This window comes from bacterium (genome assembly GCA_035529855.1).
Taxonomy (GTDB): domain Bacteria; phylum RBG-13-66-14; class B26-G2; order WVWN01; family WVWN01; genus WVWN01.
The window spans coordinates 24,420-37,911 of sequence record DATKVX010000063.1 but is presented as its reverse complement, the minus strand read 5'-3'; the positions used below and the strand labels follow the sequence as shown (position 1 = coordinate 37,911).

Here is a 13,492-nt window from a genome sequence, read left to right as displayed (position 1 = left end):
GAGCCGGTAGGCGGCGGTTACACCATTATGGAGTACGCGCTTAAAGAGCTGAAAGAGAGGATAGGCGAAATCCCGGACGAGGCGGGTTGTTACATCTTCAAAGGCCGCGGTAAGCCGATATACGTAGGGAAGGCGAAGTCTTTGCGTAAGAGGTTGAGTCAATACCTTAGCGGCAAAAGGTCGGGCGACCCCAAGGCCGAGGCTATGTTGGAACGCGCTACCGACGTCGAGCTTGTGTTGACCGCCAACGAGACGGAAGCGCTTTTGCTGGAGATGAACCTCATAAATAAGTACCGGCCCAAGTACAACGTCAGCATCCGCGGCTTCCCGCATATAAAAATTACCAAAGAGAGATTCCCGCGCGTTTTCTTGACGCGGGAGCGGCGCGACGAGCGAACGGGTCGCTACGTCGGCCCTTTCACGGACGCGAAGGCCGTCAGGCGGACGGTGGCGTTGACCAACCGCGCCTTCGGCTTGCGGACCTGTAAGTACGACCTCGACCGCAAGCTGCCCCGCCGCCCGTGCCTCGACTACGAGATCGGCATCTGCCTCGGTCCGTGCGCCGGCGCCGTATCGCAGGGGGATTATGCGGCCTTACTCGAGAAGGCGTTAAAATTTATCTCAGGTCGGCGGGCCGGCGTTACGCGGGAACTCGAGCGGAGGATGACGGCCGCGGCGGCGGCCCTCTCGTTCGAGGAAGCCGCGAAATGGCGGGACGTAGTCCGCGGCCTGAACCGCGCCGTCGCCGACCAGTACGCCGTCGCCCGGAAGAATACGAACGCGGACGCCGTGGCCTGCGAGGTCAGGGCGGATAAATTGTACGGCGTCGTGTTGCGGGTTCGCGAGGGCCGGCTCGTGGACCGGGTGGCGGTAACGACCGGTGCGCCCGCCGGCGATGAGCTTGAGCAATTTTTACTAAGCCACTACGGCGCCGGTGCCGAGGTGCCGCCCAAAATAGCCGTAGCGCGAAGTTTCCCGGGGCGGAGCGCGCTGGCGGCGTCGCTGGCGGAGAAGAGGGGCGGGACGGTGAACGTCGTCGTCCCGCGGTGGGGGGAGTACGCTCACCTCGTCGCCGTCGCGGCCAAGAACTTGGAATATTTTATCGAGGCTTCCGAGTTGTCCAAGGCTCGCCGGGGCGAGCTGGCGGCGGTTTTCGAGGAATTGGGCGCGGCATTGGCGCTGGCGGAGCCGCCGTGTCGACTCGAGATGGTCGACGTATCGAATACCGGGCCGAAGTCGATAGTGGGGAGTTTGGTGGTCTTCGACGGCGGCGTACCGGATAAAAGCGCGTATCGGCGTTACCGTGTGCGGACGGTCACGGGCCAGGATGACCTGGCCGCCATCGCCGAAGTCGCGAAACGGCGCTTCGCGCGCATACGGAGCGGCGACGACAGGCCGCCGGACATCCTCCTGGTAGACGGGGGCCCTAACCAGCTGGTCGCGGCCGCCCGAGCGGTCGGCGAAGCGCGCTTCGAGGGGCAAACGGTTGCGGCCTTCGCCAAGGACCCGGACCGCCTTTACGTTTCCGGGAGCCGCGAGGCCGCGGCCTTAAGCGAGGCGGCGACCTTGTTCCTGGCGCGAGTGCGCGACGAGGCCCACCGCTTCGCCGTTGAATACCACAGGAAAGTACGCGCCCGGGCGGCATCCAGGTCCATACTCGACGACGTCGCGGGGATAGGGCCGGCGCGTAAGAAGGCGCTGCTTAGGCACTTCGGCTCGTTGGAGAAGATTATGGCGGCGTCCGCGGACGAGTTGGCGCGGGCGCCGAAAATGACGACGCGCGCGGCCCGAGCTCTCTTCGATTTTCTACACGGCGCGCGGGAAGGAGAAGCGTGAGCGCGAAAAGGGCAACCGTCGGTTTCGTCGTTCTTTTCTTCGTCGCGGTGGCGGCGCTCGTCGGCTACCGGGTGTTGAACGTCTGGCTACCCCGGCGCGTAGGCGAAGCCATAACTGAACGTTTCGGCGAATACGTTACAATCGGTGAGGTGAGGTACGTCTTCCCGTTGGGCGTCGAAGTCCGCGACGTCGTCTTTGTCAAAAGGCCGCGCTCGTTTGTGAGCGGCGAGGCGTCGCGCGTCCGCGTAAAACTCCGGCCGTTGGCGTTTATATTATTGCGGTTCGACGCCCGCGTGTTGAAGGAAATTACGACCGAAGACTACACGATATACCTCTATCCGTTGAAAGTGCCGCGGCCCAGGTTAATGAAACCGTGGGATAAAGTGGCGGCCGGAACCGGCGAGGCCGCGGCTGTCGCCGGCGCCGTTTTACCGTCGCCGGCCGCGCCTGCCGCGGGCGCGCCGCCGGCTCCCGCCGTCGCGAGTGGCGCCGGGGGGGAGAAACCCCGAAAGGCGAAGTTGGTACCTTTCGATTTCTCGTTCGCGGCCCGGCGGGGGCGCGTAGTCTTCCGGGGTGGCGCCGGCGACACCATTATCCTTCGCGACGTCGACGTCGGCGGACGTATCTCAGATGAAGAGGTAGAGGCGTCGCTCAAAGGTAAAACGGCGCGGCAGCGCTCTTTCGAATTTTCCGCGAACCATTCCTTCGTAACCAAGGAGGGCTCGGCGAAGTACCGCGTCGAAGGGGTGGAGGCGGTTCATATCCTACCTTGGGTGGGGAAGCCCGGGTACCTGCTCGAGGCGGAGGGCGTTTTGACGTTCGAGGGAACGTTGACGTGGCGCGGCGGTAAGCTCGACCACCGCGCGACGGGCCGGCTAAGCCACGGCCGGCTGGTCCTCGCCCCGGACAACGTCGAAGTACGGCTGGAGGACGTTAACTTCCAGTTCACGCTCCACAACGCTGACTTCACGGTCGACGAGGGCTCGTGCCGGGCCGCGGAGGCGCGGTGGCATTTCGGCGGCCGTGCGTCGAAGCTGGCCGTCGAGGTAACGTTCCGCTCCGAGAATATGACGCTGCAGAACCTCGTGGATATGTTCGTGGGCGAGGTACGCGTCAGCTACGCCGGCGTGGGCGTTGCCGAGCTTCGCATCTTCGGTACCCCCACAAGACCCGAGTTTTATATTCACGTCGAAAGGACGGATAGGTAACAAACTAATATGCAGGGTAATAATAGGCCGCGTAGCGGGGCTTTTTTCGGCATCAAATCGTCGATTTTTAAGCCTTAGATGGCTAAGTTTTTAATGGTTTTTCCCGATTTCCCTTGTTTTTTCCATACCCTTTAGTATAATTTCCGGAAGTAGCTATCGGCTGAGAAAAATGGCTGAGCGAATACCATTACCGGGCGAAGAGCACGAGGTCAAGCTGACGCGGTCGCTGGGCCTCCTGACGGCGACGATGCTGGGCGTGGGCGCGATGATCGGCGCCGGCATCTTCATCCTTTCGGGGTTGGCCGCGGGCACGGCCGGGCCGGCGGCGACCGTCTCGTACGTCATCGTCGGCTTTATGACGCTCTTCACGGCGCTGTCGTACTGCGAATTGGCTGCGGCCATCCCCATAGCCGGCGGCGGGTACACCTTCGTGCACGAGGCCATCGGCGGCTTCACGGCCTTCATCACCGGCTGGGCCATGGTCTTCGGCCTGGTCGTCTCCGCGGCCCTGTACGCCATCGGCTTCGCAGAGCATTTCACTCCCCTCGTAGAGTTGGCGTTGCCATATACTTTAAACCGAGCCGTCGCGGCGGCGGCGGTCATAGTCCTATTGGCGTTGTTAAATATCAAGGGGACGAAAGAGGCGGGGCATACCCAAAACCTCTTCACATTAGGCAAAGTCGCGATTTTGGTCGTATTTGTTATATTGTGTTTCCGGTTCGTAGAATGGGGGCGCTTCGAAAATTTCGCGCCCTTCGGCGCCGCCGGAATTCTTGCTGCGACCTCTCTTATCTATATTTCGTTCTTTGGCTTCGAACAGATTTCGGAAGCGGCGGAGGAGATAAAAAACCCGGAAAAAAACTTGCCCCGCGCCATCTTAATAGCGCTTATCTTGCCGACAATAATATACGTTTTTGTGATATTGGTCTCCGTCGGGATAGTCGATTACGAAATCTTAGGCGCTTCGTCGGCGCCACTTGCGATCATCGCCTCGAAAGTCCTGGGGGAGTACGGCCTACTCTTCGTGTTAATCGCCGGTATTATGTCGACGATCTCGGCGCTAAACGCCGCGGTCCTCTCGACCTCGCGGGTCACGTACGCGGTCGCGCGAGACGGCTTTATGCCCGGCTTTTTGGCTCGGGTAAGCGCCCGCTTTCGGACGCCGCACTGGGCGATTGCGGTTGCGGCCGGTTTGGCGATAATAATTGCCGTGATGGGCGAAGTACGGTTCGTCGCCCACTTAACGAACTTCTGTCTGCTTTTCGCGCTTATAATCATTAATTATTCGGTAATAATGCTAAGGCGGCGCCGCCCGGAACTTAAACGTCCTTTCCGCTTACCCTTCGGCTACTTGATACCGGCCTTAGGCATCGCGTCCAACTTTCTTATGTTGCTCTTCATGGAGTGGAACACTTACCTTTTGGGCGCCTGTTATCTGGCCGCCGGAGGGTTGGTTTATTTAGCGTACTCGAAGGGTGCCAAACGTACGCTCGAGCGCGGGCGCGTTATACGGTACTTAATGGTTAAGCAAGCCCGCAAGGAGTATAAGATATTAGTTCCGATCGCGAACCCGGACACGATGAAGTCGTTGGTGACGGTTGCCGCGGCCATCGCGAAGAAGTTCGACGGCGAGATATTGCTGCTTTCGGTAGTCGAAGTACCGTATTACGTACCGCTGGAGCGCGGCGTGGCTCGAGCCGGCGATTACCGCCCCCAACTTACTTTGGCCGAGAAGATATGCGAACGCGAGGGCGTCGCCGACGTTAAGCGGATGATAAAGATATCTCACCGCCTCTCGCACGGCATTTTGGAAACGGCGCGCGAGGAGAATTGTAACTTCATCGTAATGGGACGGGTCAGCCGGCGGACCCTGGGCGATAGGTTGTTGGCTACCGTTATCGACGCCGTGCTCGAGCACGCGCCTTGCGACGTGGCTGTTGTAAGGCCGGGCGCCGACGATTTGACGGACGTAGGCCGCATACTGGTCGCGGTTTCCGGCAGCTCCAACTCCCGTCTCGCCGCGGAGCTGGCGCCCGCGTTCGCCGACCGTTTCGACGCCAAATTACGCGTCGTAACCGTATCCGGGGCAACCGACGAATTCGGCACTCCGCGATATAGCGCGAGGAACCTGTTGGACGAAGTCGTTTGCGAAGTGGAGTGCCGACGTGGTTTCGAACGAGGCGTGCTCCACGGCGAAGAAGTAACTGAAGCGTTAATGGCGGAGATACGGCCGAAAGACCTGGTCGTGTTGGGCGCGCGCAAGGGCGGCGCGTGGGAACAGCTGCTGTTTAAATCGGTCCCGGAGGAGATCTCCGAGCGGGTGGATAACACAGTTCTGATAATAAAGAAATTCACGCCCGTACGGCGGGGCCGGCTCGAGCGCCTTCTGTCGGGCACGGCGGCGCCTTAAATTTGGATATGCGCGAATTTTTCGAACAAACGGTAGTGGAACCGTTTCTCAATACGGTGAAGGCCATAGCCGGATATCTACCGGTATTGTTGGTCGCGGCGGCGGTTTTCGCCGCGGGCCTGCTTTTGGCGTACTTGTTGTCGCGGCTCGCGCGCCGCGTTTTCCTTGCGCTGCCGATAGAAAAGGGCGCCGCGAGGTTGGGCTTCGGCGCGCTTGCCAAGGGGGATATTAAACACTCGGCCGCCGAAATTTTCCGGCGCGTTATTTGGTGGGTCGTCGTACTCTTATTCTTGGATTTTTGTGCTGAGCTCTTGGGGTTCACGCTGCTCACACGCGTATTCGACTTCCTAATACTCTATCTACCCCGTATCCTCTTAGCGGCGGCGATACTGTTCGTAGCCCACATCGCCGGGTCGTTCTTGGGGGGGCTCGCCCGGGTATGGGCAACCAAGGCGGAGGGGTTAAACGCCGCGGCCATAGGTAAGGCCGTTCGTTATGGCATCCTGTTCGTAGGCGCCGTGATGGCGATGGAAAAGCTGTACTTAACGACGACGTTCCTCATAGCCGTGTTCATTATCATTTTTGGTGCGGTTATGCTTGCCGCGGCGATCGCGTTCGGCAACGCCTTCGCGGGGCCGGCTAAGGACTTGGTAGGCCGGTGGTTAGAAAAGCGCCACGCGCGTGAAGGCGAAAACCGCAACGGGCGGGGTTAACTTAAATCGGTAGAGGGTAAAAATTTAACCGAGGAGGTAGTCGGGCCCGTACGTACTCGGCTGCGCGGCTGCGACCGCGAAGTCGGAATTACGGTGCGCGGGGGCTTGCGTTAAGTAAAGAAGTATATCATTACTATCTTAGTAATATATGTTTGTATAACAGGCATATCACGTTTTTACTTGCATCCTAGGCGGTTTTGGTGTAGAATCTTTTATAAGGAGATAAGTTGGCAAAAAGGCGTGCTCCTAGTCGTTGTAGCGCCCAACGCAAATGGAAGGAAGGAGGTGAAGTACTTTGCGTTACTTAGTCGTTTTATTAGCGCTAGCGCTCGTCGTTCCCGCGGCGTTGGCGAAGACGCTGCAATCCGCTTACGATGAAGCCGGCCCCGGTGAGGGATACGATAAGCTTCTCGTCCTCGATACCAAAGTAACGTACACCGGCGGTTTAGGTGTGGTGCAAGGAAAGAAGTCGTGCATCCGCGGTAACGGCGCGCTCTGCGACCTCGAAGGCAGCCAGATATTCCTTTCTCAACCCGGCACCCTATGCGACGTGACGGGTTGCTGCTTCGTAGACGGCAGCTACTTGGGAGCGATCTACGTCTCGGACGGTGCCAGCGCTAACGTCGACGGGAATACGATTTGCAAAAGTGGTACCGGCGTCTACGTATGGATGAACGCGATCGCAACCGTCAAGAATAACATCATCTTTAAGAATACGAAGGCCGGCGCGCCGATGTACGGCATCGCGAAGCACCAGAGTACTACCAGCTTGAACATCCTCTACAACGACGTCGAATCTAACTACGGCGGCAACTACATGTATTTCTGCCCGGGTTGAGGCGGCGGTTCATGGTACAGTTTTGTACCGACCCCCGGCACAAAAGAAATCCACGCAGACCCGTTATTCGAAGACTTCGAGAATAACGACTTCGGTTTAACCGCGACTTCCCCTTGTAGGGGCGCTGGCGAAGGCGGCAAGGATATGGGCGGGAGGCCGTACGCGACGGCTATAACGCCGACGTCCTTCGGCAAGGTAAAGGCGTTGTTCGAATAGGAATGCCGATTGCTCCGGAGCTATAAAGAGGGCGCAAGCCCTCTTTTTTTACGGCTTCGACGCGTCAAATTATCTTGTTTTTAAAGGGCCAAAATGTTATATTTCCGGAAAATTCAAGTTAGCTAGCCTTTCGCAGCAGTTATATAAAGCGTGACAGAAAAAGGCGAGAATCGTGGTGACCGCGGCCGGCAGTTGATTCGGAACGCGGCGATCGTTATTAACCTTGTTTGGACTTTTATGGCGGTTATATTTGGGGGGTTCTTCGCGGGATATTTCTTAGATAAATGGCTTGGAACCTCGCCTGCACTGACGCTCTTATTCAGCTTTTTTAGCATAGCCGCGGCTGCGTATTTGATAATACGCGAAACTTCTCGCTTACTCAAATGAGCGAACGCCGCGAAGTATATCACCCGGTCGGTTTTTACGTCGGCTTAGCCGCTACCGTCGCCCTGGCCGTCTTAGTCGCCGCGATATGCGGCGGCGGCGAATGGGTACGGGGAGCTTTATTAGGGGGCGGAGCCGTAGCGGCCGATTTCTATTTGCTGACTTTTTTCGCTGTCGCCTGGTTGGATGGAGCACGCCGGGGCGGCCGCGGGCCCGTAATTGCCGGCATCGCGGCGCTGAGCGCTAAGGCGTTATTGCCCCCGGTAGCGGTTTGGGCGCTCGTGCGGGGCAACGTGGTTTCACCGTACGCCGTAGCGTTGGGGGCGCTCGTGGTAGCGACGGCCGCGCCCGCGCTCCTTTCACTTTATTATTTGCGCGGAACTTACCGGCTACCCGATAAGTTATGGAAGAGTTAAAAGTAGGCTTGGAATGGGGTCTACCGCTGCCGGGGTTGGACGCGCACGCGGCCGTTATCGCGACGAACGCTATCCTCGTGGCCGTCGTCGTACTCGTAGCGTTTTACGTTATCTGCCGTTCGGCGAAGTTAAAACCCAGCGTTCCGCAATTCATGTTGGAAGCGGCGGCGGCGGTGGGCGAGAATTTCCTCCGGGAAATCGGCGGCCCGAAGATCGTAAAGTACCTGCCGTTTTGTTTGGCCTTATTTATTTATATATTGTTCGCTAACCTGGCGGGGATGGTTCCCGGCTTCGTTTCGCCGACGAGTAACGTGAACGTGAACGCGGCCATGGCGTTGTGCGTCTTCGTTATGACGTTTTACGTCGGCATAAAGGAGCTCGGGCTAAAAAACTATTTCCGGCATAAAATGGGGCCGATTTTAGCGATAGGGCCCGTATTCCTGCTCCTGGAGACGTTCACCGAAATATTCAGGCCGTTGTCGCTAACGCTGCGTCTTTTCGGTAACATTCGGGGCGAAGACATTTTCGTAATCGTCCTCAACAACCTGGTAGTCGGCGCCGACCAGTTGTTCCCGTTCCTCAAGCTCGACGGCGGCCACGTACAATATGCAACGGCGCAGCTGGCCATGCCTTTCGTGTATTTCCTTATGGCCTTAACCAGCTTTTTACAAGCGTTTATCTTCGCCTTCCTGTCTATCCTTTATTTCGGCGCGGCCGTAGGGTGGGGGGAAGAGGAGTACTGACGGCGTCTGGCCGTTGAATAAACGAGAGGTCGAGGAGGCTCAAGAGATGGGTTTAAAAGCGTGGATTCTGGTCGGGTTGTGTTTGTGGGTATTCGCCGTGGGCGCGGCCTACGCCGCGGAAGAGAAACCCGCGACGCCGGCTAAGGCGGACAGCGTTGCCGAGACCGCGACGAAGGGACTTTCCAACGTACTTATGTTCGCCGTCGCCGGGATGGCGTTTGCGGCCGTCGGCGCCGCGTTCGCCCAGGCCATAACCGCGGCGGCCGCCCTTCACGGCATAGCTCGCCAACCGGAAGCGTCGGGCAAGTTATTGGTCCCGATGATATTGGCGATAGTCTTCATCGAAACGCTTGCCATCTACACGTTGGTTGTGGCATTGTTGCTCATATTCTCGAATCCGTTAAAGGGACTGCTCGGTTAAGCGGCGTGTGCTCGAGTTAAACGTAAACTTGTTCCTCTACCAACTCGGCGTTTTCATCATATTCGCCGTAGTCGTCGCGGTTATATACAAGGCGCTGCTCGCGCCGGTCCTCCGCGAAAGGCGCGAGCGTATCGAGGGTGATATGGCGCGCGCCGCGAGTGCCCGAGCCGAAGCCGACTCCCTCAAGTCGAGGTACGAGGAGAAGATGGCCCAGGTGGGCGATGAGGCTTCCGCTATACTCAAACGGGTTAACGAAGAAGCCGGCCGCCACCGCGAGGACCTTCTGGCGCAGACGCGCCGCCAGGCCGACGCCCTAATGCAAAAGGCGGAGGAACTTATCGCCATCGAGGAGGCGCGGGCGGTGGAGAGGATCAGGGGCGAGATGGCCGATTTGGCCGTCGCCATCGCCGGCCGGGTTCTCGAGGAGACCAGGACTACGACGCGCGAGCGGAAGCTCGCTGAGAAGTTTTTAGCCGAGATGGAAAGCCGTAAGGCTTTCGATAAACCGCTGGAATCGTAGGCGCGAGATGCGAGATTCGGTAATCGCGCGGCGCTACGCCCGGGCGTTCTATAAGCTCAGCTTCGCCCAAGGTAAAGTAGCCGAAGTTTTGAAGGCCTTGGCCGCCTTCGCCGAGTTATTCGTCGAGCGCGCCGAGATTAGGGAGTTCCTGGCGCACCCCGCGATCCCGTTCGAGGCCAAGGTGAAATTGATAAAGGAGCTGACGGCCTTCGAGATTACCGGGGATTTCGTACAGTTCCTTATCGAAAAAGGTCGCCTATCTCTCCTGCCGGCCGTTTACGAAGATTTTTTGCGGATATACCGTCGCGACGCGGGGATAGTGGCGGCGGAGGTGACGTCGGCCGTACCCCTGGGCGAGGATTTGCGGGAGCGGCTGGGGACCGCGCTCGCGCGGCTTACGGGGAAGCGCGTCGAAATCGAAACCGTCGTTGACGAGGCGGTAGTGGGCGGTTTGAAATTGACCGTCGGCGACCACGTCATCGACGGTACGTTGGCGTCTCGTTTGGAGGATATGCGGGAGTCGATAGCCGGCGTGGCCGTCGGCTTCGAGGAGCGCTCCTATGAAGATAAGTCCCGACGAGATAAGCGAAATACTTAAAACCGAGATCGCCCGCTACCGCAAGGAACTCGACGTCACGACGACCGGGATCGTGACGAGCGTCGGCGACGGCATCGCCCACGTCTACGGCCTCTCCGACGCGATGTACAACGAAATGATACTCTTCAGCGGGGGCGTCTACGGCATCGCCATGAACCTCGAGGAGACTACGGTGGGGGTCGTGGTCTTGGGGGACGACCGCGCCATAAAGGAGGGCGACGTCGCGCGCACCACGCGCAGGATCCTGGAGGTCCCGGTGGGGGAGGCGTTGTTGGGCCGGGTCGTAACTCCGGTAGGCGACCCGCTCGACGGCCGGGGGGCCGTTCCGCGGGATAAAACCCTACCCCTGGAGGGAAAAACCCCGAGCGTCGTCCAACGCTGGCCGGTCAACCAGCCGCTGCAGACGGGCTTAAAGGCTATCGACGCCATAACGCCCATCGGGCGGGGGCAGCGCGAGCTTATCCTCGGCGACCGGGGCATAGGGAAGACGGCCATATGCGTCGACGCCATCATTAATCAGCGGGATACCGACGTCGTCTGCGTTTACGTAGCCATAGGACAGAGAAATTCCACCGTCGCCAAAGTCGTAAAGACGTTCGAGGAGTACGACGCGATGTCCTATACGACGGTGGTCCACGCCGGCGCGTCGGACCCGGCGCCGTTGCAATACATAGCGCCGTACGCCGGGTGCGCGATGGGGGAGTACTTCCGCGATAACGGCGGCCACGCGCTCGTCGTGTACGACGACCTCTCGAAGCACGCCTGGGCTTACCGTCAGCTGTCGCTGCTTTTGAGAAGGCCCCCGGGCCGCGAGGCGTACCCGGGTGACATCTTCTATCTTCACGCGCGCCTGCTCGAGCGTGCGGCGAAATTATCCGACGAGATGGGCGGGGGGTCCCTTACCGCGTTACCCATAATAGAGACGCAGGCGGGCGACCTCTCTACGTACATCCCGACGAACGTCATCTCTATTACGGACGGCCAGATATACCTCGAGGACGGCCTTTTCTACGCCGGGATAAGGCCGGCTATAAACGCGGGTCTTTCGGTGTCGCGCGTAGGCGGCAAAGCGCAAAATAAGGCGATGACGAAAGTAGCCGGTATGTTGCGCCTCGACTTGGCCCAATATCGCGAGCTCGAGAAGTTCGTCCAATTCGGAACCGAGCTGGACAAAGTGACCCAAGACCAGATCCGCCGGGGAGACCGCCTGGTGGAAATTCTTAAGCAAGACCAATATTCGCCCATGCCGGTCGACGAACAGGTTCTGATTATCAACGCCGCGGTTTCCGGCGCGCTCGATGACGTCCCGTTGGACTCCGTTCGGGAGTGCGCCGGTAAATTCCTCGAGTACATGAGTACCGTCCGTCCGGACTATGGCCGGCGCATAAGGGAGACCGGCGATTTACCGGACGATGTACACGAGAAACTCAACGAAGATACCGCGACGTTTATATCGGGCTTTCTGAAAAAGAAAGGCGTATCCGTCGAGAGCGAAGAGGCTTCGGGACCGGACGAAGCTTAAATTATGCCTCGAGCCGTTGTAATACTCGCGACCGTTGCGGTCACTTTTTTATCGGCGTCTTGTTTAGAAGTCGTCGACGTTGGCCAGCCTTTGGAGGTGGACGCGGGCTCGACGTTCGAGGTGGTGTTGCTGGTGCGCGCCGCCGCCCCGGCTCGCGCCCGGGGTCCGGTGTTCGGCGTTTTGGCGGTATCGCTGCCGGAAGGCGCCGTCGCGAAGGAGGGCTCTTTCCGCGGCGCGGCCCGAGGGAAACTTCGGCGTTTGGAAGGCGTCGGCGCCGCCCCGCCGAGCGAGCGGCCCGGTTACGGGTGGACCTTTTTCCGCACCCGCGACCAATACGAACCGTCGAAACTCGCGGCCGGCGTTTTCGACGTTAGGCTGAAGGTCAAAGCGGAAACCGCGCCCGGCGATTACCGCTTCACGTACGCGGCCGCCGCCGTACCGACGGCTCGAGGCGGCGGGCCGAACCTCTCCCGGCTCGAGTGGCCGGAAGCGACCTTGGCGAGGTGGGTAACGGTTAAATAATGGCGACGCTTCGGGCCGTACGACGGCGCATAGCTTCCGTCGAGAAGATACGCGAGATAACCGCGGCCATGAAAACCGTTTCCGCGGTGAAGGTCAGGAACGCGCAAGCTGCGTTAATGGCGATGAGGCCGTACGCGGCGCACCTGGCCGAGATTATCGCGCACGTGGCCACCTGCGGCGAGCCGGTTTACCACCCACTGTTGGCGGACCGCGGCGATGAGAACGCTATCCTCGTAGTCGTAACTTCCGACCGGGGGTTGTGCGGGTCCTTTAATTCCAACGTCATCAGACGCGCGCTGGCTTATCAGGAAGAACATAGGGCGCGTTACGGCCGATACGCCGACATGATTTGCGTCGGTAAGAAAGGGTCCGATTTCTTTCGCCGAAAAAAGTTTACTATACTGGAGAGTTATATCGGGTTTTTCCGCGGGATAACGTACGACGACGCCCGGGCCATAGGTCGAACCGCGACGGCGGCGTTCCTCGCCCGGGACGTCGACCGCGTAGATTTTTTGTACCACCATTACTTTTCGGCGGGGACGCAGGTGGTTAGCGAGCGGGCGGTGCTGCCGATCCGGTTGGAGGAGATGCTCTTACCGCAAGAGGCCGCCGGGGCACCGGGAGACGCCGCGCGGAAAGGGTGCCCGTTTTTGGAGTATATATTCGAACCGGATAGCGAGACTATCCTCAACGAGCTGTTGCCGCTTTACGTAAGCGTCCAGGTTTGGCGTATCCTGCAGGAGCATACGAGCTCGGAGCACGGCGCGCGTATGATGGCGATGGAGGCCGCGACGCGAAACTGCGGCGATATGCTCGGGGCGCTAACCCTCGACTACAACAAGGCGCGTCAAGCCGGGATTACCAAGGAGCTTATCGAGGTTACGTCGGTCGCGGAAAGTCTACGCTAGGAAACCGGCGTGATGGGGTTTTAGTAACATGGTCGTGAAATTCCGTGCGTACCATAACGGCGAGCTCCGGTGCACCGAGGCCGAGCGAGACGATATATTCGCCATCGGCGACACGCCGGCGGAGTTGATGAAGAACGTCGACGTCGTGGCCCGCGTCCGCTTCAGCGGCTGTTTGGCGCCGGGGGACGTTCTCCATATCTTATGGGCGACCGAAGCCGGCGCCGCCGAGTAATGGGG

The 13,492-nt window shown here is 59.3% G+C and carries 14 protein-coding genes; all 14 read left to right on the top strand.

Translation table 11 applies throughout. The annotated features are described in order from the left end of the window. Positions 1–27 precede the first annotated feature (27 nt). Positions 28–1,836: an excinuclease ABC subunit UvrC gene (gene uvrC, locus VMX79_06855; protein HUV86815.1), complete on the top strand. Its 1,809-nt coding sequence runs from the start codon at positions 28–30 to the stop codon at positions 1,834–1,836. Beyond that, positions 1,833–3,044: a hypothetical protein gene (locus tag VMX79_06850; protein ID HUV86814.1), complete on the top strand. Its 1,212-nt coding sequence runs from the start codon at positions 1,833–1,835 to the stop codon at positions 3,042–3,044. Before uvrC ends, VMX79_06850 begins: the two co-directional genes overlap by 4 nt. 169 nt (positions 3,045–3,213) lie before the next feature. Further along, positions 3,214–5,454: an amino acid permease gene (locus VMX79_06845; protein ID HUV86813.1), complete on the top strand. Its 2,241-nt coding sequence runs from the start codon at positions 3,214–3,216 to the stop codon at positions 5,452–5,454. 8 nt (positions 5,455–5,462) lie between these two features. Beyond that, positions 5,463–6,167, top strand: a complete 705-nt coding sequence (locus VMX79_06840) for a hypothetical protein (protein HUV86812.1) — start codon at positions 5,463–5,465, stop codon at positions 6,165–6,167. Positions 6,168–6,462: 295 nt separating this feature from the next. Continuing rightward, positions 6,463–7,005, top strand: coding sequence for a right-handed parallel beta-helix repeat-containing protein (locus VMX79_06835; protein ID HUV86811.1), 543 nt, complete (start codon positions 6,463–6,465; stop codon positions 7,003–7,005). Between the two features lie 599 nt (positions 7,006–7,604). After that, on the top strand, positions 7,605–8,021 hold the full coding sequence (locus tag VMX79_06830; GenBank protein HUV86810.1) for a hypothetical protein: 417 nt from the start codon (positions 7,605–7,607) through the stop codon (positions 8,019–8,021). Then, positions 8,009–8,764 (top strand): F0F1 ATP synthase subunit A, encoded by a 756-nt coding sequence (atpB, locus tag VMX79_06825; protein ID HUV86809.1) that lies wholly within the window; start codon positions 8,009–8,011, stop codon positions 8,762–8,764. The genes VMX79_06830 and atpB overlap by 13 nt, the downstream gene beginning before the upstream one ends. A gap of 13 nt (positions 8,765–8,777) precedes the next feature. Continuing rightward, positions 8,778–9,185, top strand: coding sequence for an ATP synthase F0 subunit C (atpE, locus tag VMX79_06820; GenBank protein HUV86808.1), 408 nt, complete (start codon positions 8,778–8,780; stop codon positions 9,183–9,185). A gap of 7 nt (positions 9,186–9,192) precedes the next feature. Beyond that, positions 9,193–9,705 (top strand): F0F1 ATP synthase subunit B, encoded by a 513-nt coding sequence (gene atpF / locus VMX79_06815; protein HUV86807.1) that lies wholly within the window; start codon positions 9,193–9,195, stop codon positions 9,703–9,705. A 7-nt stretch (positions 9,706–9,712) separates the two neighbouring features. Further along, entirely contained in the window at positions 9,713–10,303 is a 591-nt protein-coding gene (atpH, locus tag VMX79_06810; GenBank protein ID HUV86806.1) for an ATP synthase F1 subunit delta, read from the top strand. Further along, a complete protein-coding gene (atpA, locus tag VMX79_06805; GenBank protein ID HUV86805.1) occupies positions 10,266–11,825 on the top strand; it encodes a F0F1 ATP synthase subunit alpha in 1,560 nt (519 codons plus the stop codon). The genes atpH and atpA overlap by 38 nt, the downstream gene beginning before the upstream one ends. Positions 11,826–11,828: 3 nt before the next feature. Beyond that, positions 11,829–12,347: a hypothetical protein gene (locus VMX79_06800; protein ID HUV86804.1), complete on the top strand. Its 519-nt coding sequence runs from the start codon at positions 11,829–11,831 to the stop codon at positions 12,345–12,347. Then, positions 12,347–13,255 carry an ATP synthase F1 subunit gamma gene (atpG, locus tag VMX79_06795; protein ID HUV86803.1) on the top strand — a complete coding sequence of 303 codons (909 nt, stop codon included), beginning with the start codon at positions 12,347–12,349 and terminating at the stop codon, positions 13,253–13,255. The genes VMX79_06800 and atpG overlap by 1 nt, the downstream gene beginning before the upstream one ends. A 28-nt stretch (positions 13,256–13,283) precedes the next feature. Further along, complete coding sequence (locus tag VMX79_06790) at positions 13,284–13,487, top strand: type II toxin-antitoxin system HicB family antitoxin (GenBank protein ID HUV86802.1); 204 nt, start codon at positions 13,284–13,286, stop codon at positions 13,485–13,487. The last annotated feature ends 5 nt before the right edge of the window (positions 13,488–13,492 follow it).